Origin of the sequence: Bacillus sp. FSL K6-0993, assembly GCF_037977205.1 — a bacterium.
GTDB classification, from domain to species: Bacteria; Bacillota; Bacilli; order Bacillales; family Bacillaceae; genus Bacillus; species Bacillus subtilis.
The window spans coordinates 1213106-1227429 of the sequence record NZ_CP150275.1 but is presented as its reverse complement, the minus strand read 5'-3'; the positions used below and the strand labels follow the sequence as shown (position 1 = coordinate 1227429).

The 14324-nt window shown below is 45.3% G+C and carries 20 protein-coding genes and 1 riboswitch; of the genes, 6 read left to right on the top strand and 14 right to left on the bottom strand.

What is annotated here, in order from left to right:
- Positions 1–60 precede the first annotated feature (60 nt).
- From spoVIF to yjcA, 4 genes are all read right to left on the bottom strand, one after another.
- On the bottom strand, positions 61–315 hold the full coding sequence (gene spoVIF / locus MHH79_RS06390; protein WP_014479471.1) for a sporulation-specific transcription regulator SopVIF: 255 nt from the start codon (positions 313–315) through the stop codon (positions 61–63).
- A gap of 132 nt (positions 316–447) precedes the next feature.
- A complete protein-coding gene (yjcZ, locus tag MHH79_RS06385; protein WP_003232872.1) occupies positions 448–597 on the bottom strand; it encodes a sporulation protein YjcZ in 150 nt (49 codons plus the stop codon).
- Between the two features lie 81 nt (positions 598–678).
- On the bottom strand, positions 679–885 hold the full coding sequence (locus tag MHH79_RS06380) for a hypothetical protein (protein WP_003244769.1): 207 nt from the start codon (positions 883–885) through the stop codon (positions 679–681).
- A 281-nt stretch (positions 886–1166) separates the two neighbouring features.
- The gene (gene yjcA / locus MHH79_RS06375; protein ID WP_100506178.1) at positions 1167–1523 is read right to left on the bottom strand and encodes a sporulation protein YjcA; all 357 of its coding nucleotides are present in this window, start codon (positions 1521–1523) and stop codon (positions 1167–1169) included.
- 159 nt (positions 1524–1682) lie between these two features.
- On the opposite strand from yjcA, the gene cotV reads away from it, so the two are divergent.
- The 5 genes from cotV (at position 1683) to cotZ (ending at position 4261) form a co-directional block, all read left to right on the top strand.
- Positions 1683–2069 (top strand): spore coat protein CotV, encoded by a 387-nt coding sequence (gene cotV / locus MHH79_RS06370; RefSeq protein ID WP_063335049.1) that lies wholly within the window; start codon positions 1683–1685, stop codon positions 2067–2069.
- A gap of 41 nt (positions 2070–2110) precedes the next feature.
- Entirely contained in the window at positions 2111–2425 is a 315-nt protein-coding gene (gene cotW / locus MHH79_RS06365; RefSeq protein WP_024572403.1) for a spore coat protein CotW, read from the top strand.
- A 100-nt stretch (positions 2426–2525) separates the two neighbouring features.
- Positions 2526–3044, top strand: coding sequence for a spore coat protein CotX (gene cotX, locus MHH79_RS06360; protein WP_003244668.1), 519 nt, complete (start codon positions 2526–2528; stop codon positions 3042–3044).
- Between the two features lie 151 nt (positions 3045–3195).
- Entirely contained in the window at positions 3196–3684 is a 489-nt protein-coding gene (gene cotY / locus MHH79_RS06355; RefSeq protein WP_003239243.1) for a spore coat protein CotY, read from the top strand.
- Positions 3685–3811: 127 nt separating this feature from the next.
- A complete protein-coding gene (gene cotZ / locus MHH79_RS06350) occupies positions 3812–4261 on the top strand; it encodes a spore coat protein CotZ (RefSeq protein ID WP_003239244.1) in 450 nt (149 codons plus the stop codon).
- Positions 4262–4354: 93 nt separating this feature from the next.
- Here the strand turns inward: cotZ and cotO are convergent, their stop codons facing one another.
- The 10 genes from cotO to MHH79_RS06300 all read right to left on the bottom strand — a co-directional run bounded on the left by cotO (position 4355) and on the right by MHH79_RS06300 (position 13347).
- The gene (gene cotO, locus MHH79_RS06345; RefSeq protein WP_015383369.1) at positions 4355–5038 is read right to left on the bottom strand and encodes a spore coat protein CotO; all 684 of its coding nucleotides are present in this window, start codon (positions 5036–5038) and stop codon (positions 4355–4357) included.
- Positions 5039–5138: 100 nt separating this feature from the next.
- Positions 5139–5915, bottom strand: a complete 777-nt coding sequence (fabI, locus tag MHH79_RS06340) for an enoyl-ACP reductase FabI (protein WP_340035049.1) — start codon at positions 5913–5915, stop codon at positions 5139–5141.
- Positions 5916–6050: 135 nt separating this feature from the next.
- Complete coding sequence (gene thiD, locus MHH79_RS06335; RefSeq protein ID WP_251218232.1) at positions 6051–6866, bottom strand: bifunctional hydroxymethylpyrimidine kinase/phosphomethylpyrimidine kinase; 816 nt, start codon at positions 6864–6866, stop codon at positions 6051–6053.
- A gap of 18 nt (positions 6867–6884) precedes the next feature.
- Positions 6885–7895, bottom strand: a complete 1011-nt coding sequence (gene thiF, locus MHH79_RS06330; RefSeq protein WP_100506179.1) for a thiazole biosynthesis adenylyltransferase ThiF — start codon at positions 7893–7895, stop codon at positions 6885–6887.
- On the bottom strand, positions 7892–8662 hold the full coding sequence (thiG, locus tag MHH79_RS06325) for a thiazole synthase (RefSeq protein ID WP_010886483.1): 771 nt from the start codon (positions 8660–8662) through the stop codon (positions 7892–7894). The genes thiF and thiG overlap by 4 nt, the downstream gene beginning before the upstream one ends.
- On the bottom strand, positions 8659–8859 hold the full coding sequence (gene thiS, locus MHH79_RS06320) for a sulfur carrier protein ThiS (protein ID WP_072173897.1): 201 nt from the start codon (positions 8857–8859) through the stop codon (positions 8659–8661). The genes thiG and thiS overlap by 4 nt, the downstream gene beginning before the upstream one ends.
- On the bottom strand, positions 8859–9968 hold the full coding sequence (thiO, locus tag MHH79_RS06315) for a glycine oxidase ThiO (RefSeq protein WP_047182438.1): 1110 nt from the start codon (positions 9966–9968) through the stop codon (positions 8859–8861). Before thiO ends, thiS begins: the two co-directional genes overlap by 1 nt.
- Complete coding sequence (gene tenI, locus MHH79_RS06310) at positions 9952–10569, bottom strand: thiazole tautomerase TenI (RefSeq protein WP_015383364.1); 618 nt, start codon at positions 10567–10569, stop codon at positions 9952–9954. Before tenI ends, thiO begins: the two co-directional genes overlap by 17 nt.
- Entirely contained in the window at positions 10544–11254 is a 711-nt protein-coding gene (tenA, locus tag MHH79_RS06305; RefSeq protein ID WP_340035048.1) for a thiaminase II, read from the bottom strand. The genes tenI and tenA overlap by 26 nt, the downstream gene beginning before the upstream one ends.
- 78 nt (positions 11255–11332) lie before the next feature.
- A riboswitch (TPP riboswitch) is annotated at positions 11333–11441 on the bottom strand.
- A gap of 61 nt (positions 11442–11502) precedes the next feature.
- On the bottom strand, positions 11503–13347 hold the full coding sequence (locus MHH79_RS06300; protein ID WP_340035047.1) for a monovalent cation:proton antiporter family protein: 1845 nt from the start codon (positions 13345–13347) through the stop codon (positions 11503–11505).
- A gap of 234 nt (positions 13348–13581) precedes the next feature.
- Between MHH79_RS06300 and prpE the strand changes: the two genes are divergently transcribed.
- Positions 13582–14316, top strand: coding sequence for a bis(5'-nucleosyl)-tetraphosphatase PrpE (prpE, locus tag MHH79_RS06295; protein ID WP_015383361.1), 735 nt, complete (start codon positions 13582–13584; stop codon positions 14314–14316).
- The last annotated feature ends 8 nt before the right edge of the window (positions 14317–14324 follow it).

Here is a 14324-nt window from a genome sequence, read left to right as displayed (position 1 = left end):
TACTGCCGGGTTTTTACTGTAAAAAAAGGCCCGCTGCAGTGAGTCAGCCAGGCCATCCACTTATTTATTATCCATCATTTTAGAAATCGTGCCAAAATCAAGCTTTTCTTTTCCGCTTGTAATAGATTCCACAATTTTATCTTCTAATTCTTTTGGTACGCGTCTGTTTGCGAGCTGCGCTACGCGGTTAATCACACTGCGCACTGTATTTTCATCTTTAAAATTAGCGTTTTGGAGTGATCCGGCAAGATTCATTACATCCTGCATCTTCACACCTGTTTTCTTTTCGATGTTCTTAAAAAATTGATTATCCATAATGCGCCTCCTTTTGGCGGAGTAATACGGTATTGTATGAATGCACATAATACAATGTGCTTTTCCAACATTTTTAAAAATAAACACAAGGCAAGGAAGCACGGGTTATAACCCGTACTTCCTCAATACATCTTAAAAGAAAGATGCACCTACGATGATGAGGAGAATGAATAATACGACCAACAAAACAAATGTTGAACCATAGCCGCCGCCGTAACCGCCAGCATAACCGCCATAACAGCCGCCGCCGTAGCCGCCGCCGAATCCGTATCCAAAGCCCATAGATAAGCACCTCCTTTACTCTCTATACACTATGTGAGCTGCTGGGATCGGCTTGGATATTCGCATAGGGCGTTTGCGGATTTACGATTGATCATATTGAGCTTGATGTTTTTTAAGTAAGGCCTCCGTTTTTTCAGCGAGCTCTTCAATCTCATCTTCAAATTCCAGACCGGCTTTATCAAATGCATCCAAGTCTTTTCTGATACTGCCCATCGTGTCTTCATGCTCTTTTTGCTTTTGTTCGTGTGGTTCATATCTTCCTTCTATCCATTTTTCAAACTCATTCACTTTTATCCCCCCGCTTATGATATATGCTGAGCGAGGCCGCCTCGTTAAAAAAACAAAAAACCGGAGTTCTCCGGTTTCTTTGCCAGGCTATTGAGGCTTTTTCTTTTTATTTCCGCACCCGCAGCCTTTCTTTTTTATCTTTTTTGATTGATACGATGAATCTGTATATGGAGATTTTTGGGAAGGTTTATGATGCTGATTCATTTTTGTCCCCTTCCTTTCCTTATGTCATATATGCTACTTTATGCGTATTCTGACAGAAAGTTGCTAGTGGTAACGCCTTATTCTTGCAGCCATTTTGATACGAGCGTTTCTATAATGCCGGCAAGTCCGGCGATCGCCAAAAGTAAAATCAGCCACTGCGCCGCTTGCGGGATCACCGCCTGGCATAAAATCAAAAAGCCGGCGCACCACACGCCTGTGCACCAATAGCAGCTCAGCAATTCACCAATAAACGCCCTGACACCGGTTCCTTTAATCACGATATAGGTTTGAATATTCCCGTCGGCATCCTTTTCTTCCTTCTCTTCATGAAACAGACTGCGAAGCGGCGCCATAATCGTGTCAAACACCATTAGGCGGGCGAGCCGAAAGACCGCAAGCGATAGAAGAACAATTGTCAGCCCATTTATAACCACTCGTTCACTCCTTTGCCAATCATGATCCCTTCACATATATGCCAAAACCCTATTCTTCATGAATTGTATCTTGTCCGGCAGAAAATTGGTTATTTTTATTATTCCGCTCTGCACCCCATTTGCATTATATAGAGTATGGATAAGAAAGGAGTGAAGGTTATGTCATTTGAAGAAAAAGTCGAATCCCTGCACCCTGCAATATTTGATCAATTATCAAGCGAATTCGAACAGCAGATCGAAGTGATTGATTGCGAAAATATCACAATTGACACGTCACATATAACAGCTGCCCTTTCTATACAAGCCTTTGTGACAACCATGATTATCGTGGCGACTCAGCTCGTCATCGCCGACGAGGATTTGGCTGACGCAGTGGCAAGTGAAATTCTTATTCTCGATAGCTCCCAAATCAAAAAAAGAACCATCATTAAAATTATCAACAGCCGCAACATCAAAATTACTTTGTCTGCCGACGAGATAATAACCTTTGTACAAATCTTGCTTCAGGTGTTAAACAGCATTCTCAGTGAACTTGACGTCCTTTAACCCTTTCTTTTTCACAAACTTAAAAGACGAGGTGAAAACAAATGTCAGATAATGACAAATTCAAAGAAGAGCTTGCAAAGCTTCCAGAAGTTGATCCAATGACGAAAATGCTGGTCCAAAATATATTTTCTAAACATGGTGTCACGAAAGACAAAATGAAAAAAGTATCAGACGAAGAAAAAGAAATGCTCTTAAATCTTGTAAAAGACTTACAAGCTAAATCACAAGCGCTAATAGAAAACCAAAAGAAGAAAAAAGAAGAAGCAGCCGTGCAAGAGCAAAACACAAAACCGCTAAGCCGCAGAGAGCAGCTCATTGAACAGATCAGACAAAGACGGAAAAACGATAACAATTAGCCAATCATAAAAAAAATAGGGTTCTTCATCAGGATATATGACTCAGTCAAAATAAGAGGCTCGCTCATTTAATAACAGTAAAAGAAAAGGAGGAATAGAAATGGAAAGCAGACCATATTCTTGGGTTGCACTTGATCCTGACTGTGACCATCCGTTAGATGACAAAGAGAAAGATAAAGAAAAACACGAAAGAAAATGTCATTGCGACGTTTGCTGTAATGGCAATGGTTTTTTTGGCAACGACAACGCCTTCATCGACCAAGATCTAGCTCAAGCAAATCTCAACAAACAAGTTTCAGATGAAACGATTATTATTAGAGATTCTTGTGACATCAATGTTACATCTACAGACGTTCAAGCCGTAACATCAGTTGTAACAGCACTTAATGCCGCTGTCGTAACGGCAACTCTGACATCAATTGCAGACGGCGTAATTGCCGAATTAGTCGCACAAGATTTGTTACAGCTTACAGCCAACAAACAAGTAAATCGCCAAAAACTTCTCATCGAATGTTCCCGCGGCGTAAACGTCACAACAGTAGATGCCGATATCGCAACCCTTATCTCTACAGCAACAAATACACTCGTAGCCATCCTAGTTATCACTCTTGTCCTCTAGAACCTAAAAGCAGAGCTAAAAACGCTCTGCTTTTTCTTATTTTCCAAGCATATGATGAATATATAGACGTTCACCCACACCAAGTGGGGCACGGGTACATATGTTGTTAAGGACTAAAGTCAAATACCCTATAAAGAAGGAGCTGAAATCAATGAGCTGCGGAAAAACCCATGGCCGGCATGAGAACTGTGTATGCGATGCAGTGGAAAAGATTTTAGCAGAGCAGGAGGCAGTTGAAGAACAGTGTCCGACTGGCTGCTATACCAACCTTTTAAACCCTACGATTGCTGGAAAAGACACAATTCCGTTTCTCGTTTTCGATAAAAAAGGCGGATTGTTCTCCACATTCGGAAACGTAGGGGGATTTGTGGATGATATGCAATGCTTTGAATCCATTTTCTTCCGCGTCGAAAAATTATGCGATTGCTGTGCAACACTTTCTATTTTACGCCCGGTCGATGTCAAAGGCGATACCTTAAGTGTTTGCCACCCTTGCGACCCGGATTTCTTCGGGCTAGAAAAAACAGATTTCTGCATTGAAGTGGATCTCGGATGCTTCTGCGCGATTCAGTGCCTGTCACCAGAGCTAGTTGACAGAACATCGCCTCATAAAGATAAAAAGCATCATCACAATGGATAAACACTTGTAAAGAGGAATCCCCTTCCAAACTCTATTACAGGTGCAAATCATTCAGCTGCTTCCAGCGTGAGGCAGCTGACTCTCCATCATTTCGCCAGTCTCAAATTTATAAGGCAGGAGGGATAATATGAGCCAGAAAACATCAAGCTGCGTGCGTGAAGCTGTAGAAAATATTGAAGAACTACAAAACGCTGTTGAAGAAGACTGCCCGACCGGCTGCCACTCTAAGCTTTTATCTGTAAGCCATTCGTTAGGCGACACAGTGCCTTTTGCAATATTTACATCAAAATCAACGCCATTAGTCGCCTTCGGAAATGTCGGCGAACTCGATAACGGCCCTTGCTTTAATACAGTATTTTTCAGGGTCGAAAGAGTGCATGGAAGCTGCGCAACACTGTCATTATTAATCGCATTTGACGAACACAAACACATTTTGGACTTCACCGATAAAGATACGGTGTGTGAAGTCTTCCGACTTGAAAAAACAAACTACTGTATTGAAGTTGACTTAGACTGCTTCTGCGCAATCAACTGCTTAAATCCTCGATTAATCAATCGTACACATCATCATCATTAATCATAAGCTGGAAAAGCTTGCAGGCCTGCAGGCTTTTCTCTAAGTAAAAAAAGCTGTCCGGCAACATCGACCGGGCAGCTTTTTTCTTTTTCGTTAAAAACCGAGCGGGTGCAAAGAGGTAATATCATCGATTGCAAGTTCGGTTGGGGCTCCGTTTCCGGTTGTTCGAAGCAGGACGGAATCATTTCTTCTTCCGACAATCACGCCCCTGTACGTTCTTCCATTGGCTTCAATCAAACAAAGCGCTCTCGGCATGTTATGAGGCAGCTTTGTTAAAAAATCAATTTTTTCATGAATAGACATCTTGCTCATCGGTTTCTTTACTTTTCTTGCCGGCGGTGCTTTTTCCTCCGCTTTGGCAGCATTATGGACAGCTTCCGGTTCTTTCTCAGGCTTCCGGGTCTCAAGTGCAGGCTCTTCCTTTTTTTCTGCTTTCGGGGGCTCGTGTTCGACGGTTTCTTCTACGGCCTGCGGCTCTGCTTTCTGTTCCTCCTGGCTTTTTATGTTCTCTGGCTCTCTCACCTCTTGTGTTTGCTGACTCACTGGTTCGGCTGCAGGCTTTTGGTCTTCTTGCAGGACATCCTGTGCCACGGCTTCCTCCTGCTGCTTCTCATGGTAAACCGGCTTTTCCTCAGCTTTTGGCGGAGCAGGTTTGTCGGCCTTTCTTTTGATGACAATCTCCTGCATGGATGACCTTGTAGTTTCTGCATAATCCGGCTGAACAATATACATGAGCGGTTTTTTATCCGCGTTTCTTTTCTTATTAGACATCTTCATCCCTCCGATTGTGTCATATTCTATCTATATGACAGAAAGCTGAAAATCAGAAGAAATAAAAAAGCAATCCCTATTCGGGATTGCTTGATATAGTTCCAGCTTAGCGGGCAGTGATATGGAAACCTGAATCAACGTGAAGATTTTCACCTGTAATCCCGCGGGACATATCGCTGAACAAGAACGCAGCTGTATCGCCCACTTCTTCAGGTGTTGTCGTGCGGCGAAGCGGTGCACGCTCTTCGATGTCTTTTAAGATAGAGTTGAAATCGCTGATGCCTTTAGCAGATAATGTTCTGATCGGGCCGGCAGAAATGCTGTTGACGCGGATATTTTCTTTTCCTAAGTCAGCAGCTAAATATTTCACACTTGCATCAAGAGAAGCTTTTGCTACACCCATGACGTTGTAGTTTGGCATCACAAGCTCTCCGCCAAGGTACGTCAAAGTGACAATGCTTCCGCCTCCAGTCATCATCGGGCGTGCCGCTTTGACAACAGCAGTCAGAGAATATGAGCTGATGTTATGAGCCAAAAGGAAGCCGTCACGATTTGTGTTTAAGTATTCGCCGACAAGTTCTTCTTTGTTGGCAAACGCGATACAATGCGCGATACCGTGGATTACACCGACCTGCTCCTTAATGCTTGCGAAGCAAGTTTCGATTTCTGCGTCGTTTGTTACATCGCAAGGAAGGATAATGGAATCATTGCGGTCTAACGTTCCGGCAAGCTCGTGAACGGATTTCTCCAGGCGTTCACCAGCGTATGTGAAAATCAAACGTGCGCCCGCTTCATGTAAAGAACGCGCAATGCCCCAGGCGATGCTGCGTTTGTTGGCTACCCCCATCACAACAATGTTGCGGCCTTCAAGTGAAAAATTCATATGTATAAAGCCTCCTATATTTAATAAAGACATAGTATTAGTACCTGATCTTAATTCCTATCATATCATAACCTTGTCCAGATGAAAAGCGCATACCGTAGCAAACGCAAAAGAGATCACCATCAGCTGGTGATCTCATCGGCTTGTATTTAAGCTATTTCGTTTAAAAGCGAAATGGTTTGTCGGCCCGTGTCCCGACCCGATGCCAAGCGTATTTTCCACCGCTTCGCGGACAAAGTTGGCCGCAACCTCAAATGCCTGATGGATGCTGTCTCCTTTAGCCGTTTGGGCCGTTAAAGCCGCAGCAAAGGTGCAGCCTGTGCCATGCGTATGCTTCGTATTGATATAAGGATGGGTGATTTGCATAAACATGCTGCCATCAAAAAGAAGGTCAGTAATGTGATTGTCCTCAGGCTGGTGCCCGCCTTTGATAATGACATGCCGCGCACCCATCTTGACGAGCTGCTCCGCTGCTTTTTTTCGGTCATCCAGCGAGCTGATTGTCATTCCTGTCAGCGTTTCTGCTTCCGGGACATTCGGCGTAATCGCGTAGCTTCTTGGAATGAGCAACTCCTTTAAGGTGGCAACTGACTCATCACGCAGCAAGGATGCCCCGCCCTTTGCGATCATAACCGGATCAACAATTACACGATTGAATCCGTACTCGTCAATTTTTCTCGCCACTTCTTCAATCATGTCGGCATTCCAGAGCATTCCCGTTTTTACTGCATCCGGCCTCAAATCCTCAGCAACAGCGTCAATTTGCTGTCTCAACGCCTCTACAGTCAGCGGATGCACCCCATGAACGCCAAGCGTATTTTGAGCGGTTACCGCCGTAATCGCAGACATTCCGAATACATCAAGCTCTTGAAAGGTTTTAATATCAGCCTGTATCCCCGCGCCGCCGCCTGAATCTGATCCGGCGATTGTCAATGCTTTATATATACTCACTACACTACACTCCTTTTATTACCCGATCCATTTATGATAAATGGATTTTGCCCGGGCAACATCATTTGTTCCATGGATCAAAGCTCTGCCGTCCCGGAACAGCACCATTTTCATATCATCCGAGCGGCAAGAAATTAAATACGGGTTCGCAGCCACTTCAAGCCCGGCCTGTCTCAGCTGACCGGCAAGCGCTTCAAGATCCGCTTCTTTTGTAACAGATGATCTGATCTGCACCGTGTTCCTGCCGCACAATACAGCCGCTTTTGTTTGATTTTCATATGACAAAAACGGAAAATCCTTTGTGCCGCAGCTTGGGCATGCGTCATGTTTGAGACTGGCCGCTCTCACTTCTGACCGCTCGTTTTTCCACAAGTCAAAGGAGCGCAGCACCGGCTCGCACTCCTCTCCCGTCAGCAGCTTCAACGCATCTGTTACCTGAAAGACTGCTACCTGCAAAACAGCCGGACTGATGATGCCGGCTGTGTCACATGTTGCTCCGCCAATCGGAAGTGTATCGAGCAAGCAATGCAGGCAAGGAGTAGAACCCGGCACCACGGTAAAGGTGAGGCCGTAGCTCCCTACACAGGCACCGTAAAGAAAAGGAATCCCTTCCTTTACCGCAGCATCATTTACGATCAGGCGGGTTTCAAAATTATCAGCCGCATCCACAATGATCGATGCATCCCTAATCAGCTCGAAGATATTTTCTGCTGTCACATCCATGACAAGTCCGGTCACATCAACATCGCTGTTAATCGAACGGAGACGGCGCTCCGCAGCGGCTGCTTTCGGCATTTCTTTTTTGACATCATCTTCTGTATAAAGCTGTTGGCGCTGGAGGTTGCTCCATTCCACATAATCTCTGTCGGCAATTTTCACAGAGCCGACTCCCGCTCTCACCAGCATTTCTGCACTGGCTGTTCCGAGCGCGCCGGCGCCGATAATCACGGCGCGCGCTTCTTTCAATTTTTTCTGGCCGGATGGGCCGATCGGAGCAAACAGCTCCTGCCTTGAATACCTGCCCGTCATACAGGAAGACCTTCTCCCGGACTGCTTGCCGTTCCGTATTGCTTAAGCGGGATTCGGCCCGCCTCATAAGAAAGGCGTCCTGCTTCCACCGCGAGCTTCATGGCACGAGCCATTTTCACAGGATCGTCAGCGCCCGATACAGCCGTATTGAGCAGTACGCCATCCGCTCCAAGCTCCATTGCGTATGCCGCATCTTTAGGCGAGCCGATTCCAGCATCCACGATGACCGGCACTTTCGCCTGTTCAATAATAAATGACAGATTCAAAGGATTTAAGATTCCTTGTCCCGATCCAATCGGAGATGCACCCGGCATGATGGCATGAACGCCGAGCTCTTCCAGCTTTCTCGCCAGCACAACGTCATCCGACGTGTACGGGAGCACAATAAAGCCTTCTTCAAGAAGCTGTTCAGACGCTTTTAATGTCTCAACAGGGTCAGGCAGCAAGGAACGGCTGCATCCGATGACTTCAACTTTAATCATGTCACAAAGGCCTGACGCTTTTGCCAGCCTTGCAATCCGAACCGCTTCTTCAGCAGTACTGGCGCCCGCTGTATTCGGCAAAAGCGTATATTTGGATAAATCAAGCTGTTCCAGAAAATTCGGCTGAGATGCTTCAAAGATGTTCATTCTCCTTACAGCAAATGTTAAAATATCAGACTCAGAAACAGCTACTGCTTCCTTTTGAATGTCAAACGATGGGTATTTCCCCGTGCCTAGCAGCAATCTTGATTGAAATGATTTTCCGCCAATCGTTAACATGCTCATCCGCCTCCTACAAAATGGACAATTTCAATGACATCACGATCACAAAGCTCAACCTCGTGATAGCGTTCTTTCCCGATTATTTCTTTATTTCTTTCCACGATAACGATTTTATTTTCAAGCTGATACGACGCCAGCAGGTCTTGAATTGTACCTGTGTCTTTTTCCCACTTCACGTCTTTACCGTTCAGCTGTAGCATCATATCTGAACCGCCTCCTTGCGATCAATTCGGAATGCGTGCAGCCAGTCTTGGTTGACCTCTTTATTCATGATGAGATCACTGATCAAAGCGCCCGTTGCGGGAGCAAGCAGGATGCCATTTCTGAAATGACCAGCCGCAAATAAAATACGGCTGTCCTCAGGATGTCTGCCGATGTACGGTTTTCCATCCTTTGTTCCCGGCCGGAGTCCCGCCCAAAAACGATCCACCTTCATATTCTGTATAGCCGGCAGCATCGTTTTTGCTTTTTTCATAACCGATTCCAATCCGCCAAGATCTGGTGTTTCACTCCAGTCCCCCGGCTTCATTGTCGCGCCGACAACCAGTCTGCCGCTTTTTCTCGGTACGATATAGCAATGGTCATGATAAAGCGTTTTTGTCAGCGGGATATCATCATTCCAAACGGACAGGCACTCCCCTTTTACAGGGAGAAAAGCATTGTTCAGTCCAAGCTGTTTAAAAAACATTCCGCTCCACACCCCGCTGGCAACGACAACATGATTAGCCCATACGTCTCCGCTAGGGGTCTTGATGGACAGGGCTTCACCGTCACGTTCGACATGCAGGACGGGCGTATGCTCAAAAATCTCCGCTCCAAGCATTTTTGCTGCTTTCACATATGCCTTGCAAACAAAATAAGGCTCCACATGCACATCATCCTGAATAAAAGATGCACCAAAGATGTCACCTGACGCATACGGCTCTTTTTCTAACACCTCTTCTTTTGAATACCAGCTGACAGAGTCCAAATCGTCCATCTGTCTCAGCTGCAGCACATCTTCTTCAGAAAATGCAAGCTTAAACATACCGCCGTTATGCTGCCTGATATCCACACCGGATAATGCATAAAGCTCTTCTCCAAGACCTTTGTACAGACGCTGACTGTGCATGGCGAAATCAAAAAACGCGTCACGTTCCTCGCATTCGGCATGGGCGCCCAGCATTCCGGCAGCGGCACTTGTCGTTCTGCCGCCCATTGTTCCGCTTTCAAATAATGCGGTGCTTTTGTTTTCCTTTGCCAAATGATAAGCAATCGCGGAACCGATAATTCCGCCTCCAATCACCACTGCTTCATAATGCCTTTTCATAGCGCATCTCCTTTAGCTTGCGGGAATATCGTCTGGCTGCTTCCAAAGGCTCAGCGGAAGAGAAAATTCCTGACATAACAGCGATACCGTCTGCTCCTGCTTGTTTTACGTCTCTTAACCTGTCCGGCGTCATCCCCCCGATGGCTATAACAGGGATGGAAATCCGCTGTTTGATATCTGCCAGCAAAGACACCCCTCTGCCTTCAAGACCCTTTTTGCAATCCGTTTCAAACACATGGCCGAACAGCACGTAGTCCGCGTCTTCCTTTTCTGCTTGAACCGCTTCCTCCAGTGAATGCACCGACCTCCCGATATGAAGGTGTGGAAATCTGGCTCTGACCTGCTTCGGTGAAAAGCTGCCGCTTGGCAGCTGCACGCGGTGAATAGTAGAGAAAAGTGCAATATCCACGCGCCCGTTCATCACCAGTTTTCGTTTATCTATACCGCCTTCAAAAATAAGCTCGAGCAGTTTCAGAATATCTGCCGCCGATTTTGAGCGTTCCCGAATGTGAATAAAATCAACTTCATTCTGAATCGAAATGATGGTTCTCGCTAGCTCTTCTACCGGCTTGCAGTTATCCGTTATGGCGTGAAGCTCCACATTCCTCCACCTCTTTTATGCCGCGCTCCGACCAGCCTTCTTTTTGATAGGCCATTCCCCAAAATTGATATTCATAGAAGCTGGAGATGACAAAATTCTCTTTCATCTTGGCAAGCACTTCCTCCGTGCTGTTTTCCGCCAGCTCATCAAAGCGGTTGATTTGCTCCTCAACCTGTTGTCTAAACCAGTCACCGCCGTACGTCCCAATCCACTTTTGATAAATCGGATGCCCAGGATCGCAATGCAGTAATTTCTCACCAACCTCGTAATAGAGCCAGTAGCATGGCAGCAAGGCCGCTAAGATTTCAGCGAAATTCCCACTCAAAACCGAACGGTACATATGGGATGTATAAGAGTACGCCGTAGGAGACGGCTTAAACGCCTTACGCTCTTCCTCGCTGATTTCCAACAGCTCGGCAAACTCCCGATGAAGCGCCATTTCCGCCTCATATGTACCTTGGGCATGGCTTGCCATCCTCCCCGTTGTAAAAAGGTCCTTCGCATAAGCTGCGCCAAATGACTGCACCTTTGCAAAATGCGTTAAGTAATAGGAATCCTGAAGTACGTAGTATTTAAAACGGTCAATCGGAAGCGTTCCGTCACCGATTCCTTGAACGAACGGATGGACAAAGCTCCCCTCCCACCATTCTGCGGCTGCGCTGCGGCATTCTTCTGAAAACTTCACAAATCATTCCCCCTCTGAAAATAAAAAAACCACTTTCCCGCAAGGAAAAGTGGTTTGGAATTGGCATAGTAAAATAACACAAATACCGCTCCACTTCCCTACGCAGGTCTGAACCTGTTCAAGTTATGAGGGTCTAAAAGTCACACTTTTATCTCAGCCCTTATGAAGGACACCCCTAGTGGTTAAACGAATACATATTGAATTGTTCTGCATCTCTATATTAACACGAATCCTTATTTGGTCAAGATTTATCCTTCCAATGTTTTCTTAAGATCCGTTACGTACCCCCGAGATCCGGTGACAATTAAGCGATCTCCCAGTTTCAGCCTTGTATCCCCATGAGGAACAATGCTGTCCACACCTCTGAAAATCCTGACAAAGATGACGTCACCTGTTAAAGGGAATTCCCGTAAAATCACACCGTCGTATTTACTGTTCTCCATATTAATTTGATACAGTGAAGACTCCTGGTTCGTGAGCAGCTTCATGACGCCAGGCGCTTCAATCAGTGCGCGAAGCAGCGTTTTTGTCGACAGCAGAATAGAAAAGATGCTGATTCCCTGCTCCTTCAGAGCTGCTTCATGCTCCGGTGATCCTACGCTTGCAATGACTCTTTCTGTGCCTTTTTCTTTTGCAAGTAATGCAATGTCTGCATTCATATCTTCATTTCCTGTCGCCACAACGAGGATATCCGTTTCAAAAATGCCGAGTGATTCAAGCGTCTCGTATTCATAGTCAGAAATTGTTTCAACAGCAAACACTGATTCTGACAGCTTTTCCTCTGCATTCTCTTGGTAGACGTGTACAACACGCACGTTATACTCTTCCTCTGGCAATTCGAGTGTAACAGGCAAAGTCATTTGATTGGCGCCGATGAACGTAATCGTCTTTTTCTCCTCCGGCTGCTCTTCCCGTTTGTATAATTTTTTAAAACAGATCGGCGTAAAAATACTTGCAATGACGGCTACTAAAATTAGTGCTCCTGACATATTTGCACTGATCACGTGAAGCTGCTGGCCGATTGTTGCAGCGGCAATCACGAGCGAAAGCGTTGATGTCAGCAAGAAACCAGACGCGAAAATGGTTCGGTTATCATACCACTTCTTTAAGTACATGACAGGAATGATTTTGCTGACTAACAGCGCCAGCAGCAGGAGCGGAATCATGATTAAAATTGTTTTATCCTGAAAAAGAGTCCAAATATCCAGCTTCACACCGACCATCACAAAGAAAATCGGTATTAAGAACCCATAACCAAATGAATCCAGCTGCTGAACAAGTTCTTTGTTTGGCGAAAGCAGGGAAACGAGAACCCCCGCTAAGAAAGCGCCGAGAATATTTTCCGCCCCAAGTGATTCAGACAGGGCAACGAGTACAATAATTAACGTAAAAATGGCACGCGTCCCGATCTGGATCGTCCCTTTTGACATGGACTGAACAAAAGAGCGATGTTTAAAGACCCGGCCGAAAAAGTATAGCACCACTCCGGCCGCAAACAGAATCATCAGGAGCCACATGTTTCCGCTGTCCTCTCCGTATAAAGAAGAAAAAACAGCAAGAAGAATCATCGTGGCCAAATCAGCAATAACAGCAACAAGCAAAATAATCTGCCCGATATTTGAATTCATGATCCGTTCTTCTTTTAATGTTGGAACGACAACGCCTAACGATATCGTTGAAATAATCAGGGTCATTAAAAAAGCATTTTGGATAAATCCAGCCAAGACGAACCCATAGGACAAGAGCAATGATAAAATAAAAATGCCGACAAAAATAATAGATGCCGCAGCAAACGTATTAGGCGCTTCCTTGCCGTTCGGCAGGAACTGCTTTTTCTTCCCTTTCTCAAACGATGAAAAATCAATTTCAAGCCCGCTTAAAAACATTAAAAAGATAAATCCGAGCATAGAAAGTGTCTGGAGCCAGGTGTCACCCTCCACAACTAAATTAAGGCCGCTTTTCCCAATAATCAGCCCCATAATGATTTCAGCAACAACAACCGGGATGCTGAGTTTAAACCGATGCAAAAGGATGGGTGTCAAAAATGCAACGATAAGTACAACAACTAAAGATGCGACAGATGTATGCGCCATAATCAGAACCTCCTTTTTAAGTCAGGGTTATGCTAGTTCTCACTCAGAGAACAAAACCTCATTTTTAAAAAACATAACGCGATTTTAACAAGGGTGATGATGAAAAATAAAGTGATAAGGTCTTAATCCTGTTTAGAAAATGATTCTTCTTCTATAATTTGCACATAAAAGCTTGTGATGACTCACAACACTTTGCTTCATAATAAATAAAACAATCGGTAAGGAGGATACCGCATGGCTTACGATATCATCAGCGATATTCATGGCTGCTATGACGAAATGACTGCATTAATCCAAAAGCTTGGCTATACAATCAAAAATGGAGTACCTGTCCATGAAGAAGGCAGAGTGCTTGTTTTTGCCGGAGATTTAACTGACAGAGGGCCTAAATCGATAGAGGTCATCCGATTTGTAGCAGGCGCTTACGAAAAAGGCGCTGTACGTTATGTCCCGGGAAACCATTGCAATAAATTATATCGTTACTTAAAAGGAAATCCGGTAAAAGTGATGCATGGTCTCGAAACAACAGCGGCAGAGCTTGAGGAACTTTCCAAAGATGAGAGAAAAGCAGTCAGCGAACAGTTTATGAAGCTGTACGAAACAGCGCCGCTTTACGACATCTTACATAATGGAGAATTAGTTGTCGCCCATGCTGGCATAAGAGCTGACGATATCGGCAAATATACCCGCAGAGTGAAGGACTTTGTGCTTTACGGTGACGTGACGGGTGAAACATATCCGGACGGCAGACCCGTCAGACGTGATTGGGCGGCAGCCTATAACGGAAAGGCTTGGGTGGTATACGGTCATACACCTGTGAAAGAGCCTCGGAAGGTCAATCGCACCATCAACATTGATACAGGCTGCGTGTTCGGAAATCAACTGACAGGCTTTCGCTTTCCAGAAATAGAAACCGTCTCTGTTCCAAGCTCCCTGCCCTACGACGAATCAAGATTTCGCCCCATATAAAAAAGGAG

Excerpts from the sequence above, each read along its gene's own strand:
- MHH79_RS06300 (WP_340035047.1), bottom strand. The coding sequence starts at position 13,347 with ATGGCGCATACATCTGTCGCATCTTTAGTTGTTGTACTTATCGTTGCA.
- fabI (WP_340035049.1), bottom strand. The coding sequence starts at position 5,915 with ATGAATTTTTCACTTGAAGGCCGCAACATTGTTGTGATGGGGGTAGCC.
- thiG (WP_010886483.1), bottom strand. The coding sequence starts at position 8,662 with ATGAGCATGTTAACGATTGGCGGAAAATCATTTCAATCAAGATTGCTG.
- thiO (WP_047182438.1), bottom strand. The coding sequence starts at position 9,968 with ATGAAAAGGCATTATGAAGCAGTGGTGATTGGAGGCGGAATTATCGGT.
- thiS (WP_072173897.1), bottom strand. The coding sequence starts at position 8,859 with ATGCTACAGCTGAACGGTAAAGACGTGAAGTGGGAAAAAGACACAGGT.
- cotX (WP_003244668.1), top strand. The coding sequence starts at position 2,526 with ATGGAAAGCAGACCATATTCTTGGGTTGCACTTGATCCTGACTGTGAC.
- yjcZ (WP_003232872.1), bottom strand. The coding sequence starts at position 597 with ATGGGCTTTGGATACGGATTCGGCGGCGGCTACGGCGGCGGCTGTTAT.
- spoVIF (WP_014479471.1), bottom strand. The coding sequence starts at position 315 with ATGGATAATCAATTTTTTAAGAACATCGAAAAGAAAACAGGTGTGAAG.
- cotW (WP_024572403.1), top strand. The coding sequence starts at position 2,111 with ATGTCAGATAATGACAAATTCAAAGAAGAGCTTGCAAAGCTTCCAGAA.
- cotY (WP_003239243.1), top strand. The coding sequence starts at position 3,196 with ATGAGCTGCGGAAAAACCCATGGCCGGCATGAGAACTGTGTATGCGAT.
- cotZ (WP_003239244.1), top strand. The coding sequence starts at position 3,812 with ATGAGCCAGAAAACATCAAGCTGCGTGCGTGAAGCTGTAGAAAATATT.
- cotO (WP_015383369.1), bottom strand. The coding sequence starts at position 5,038 with ATGAAGATGTCTAATAAGAAAAGAAACGCGGATAAAAAACCGCTCATG.
- cotV (WP_063335049.1), top strand. The coding sequence starts at position 1,683 with ATGTCATTTGAAGAAAAAGTCGAATCCCTGCACCCTGCAATATTTGAT.
- thiF (WP_100506179.1), bottom strand. The coding sequence starts at position 7,895 with ATGACGGGCAGGTATTCAAGGCAGGAGCTGTTTGCTCCGATCGGCCCA.
- prpE (WP_015383361.1), top strand. The coding sequence starts at position 13,582 with ATGGCTTACGATATCATCAGCGATATTCATGGCTGCTATGACGAAATG.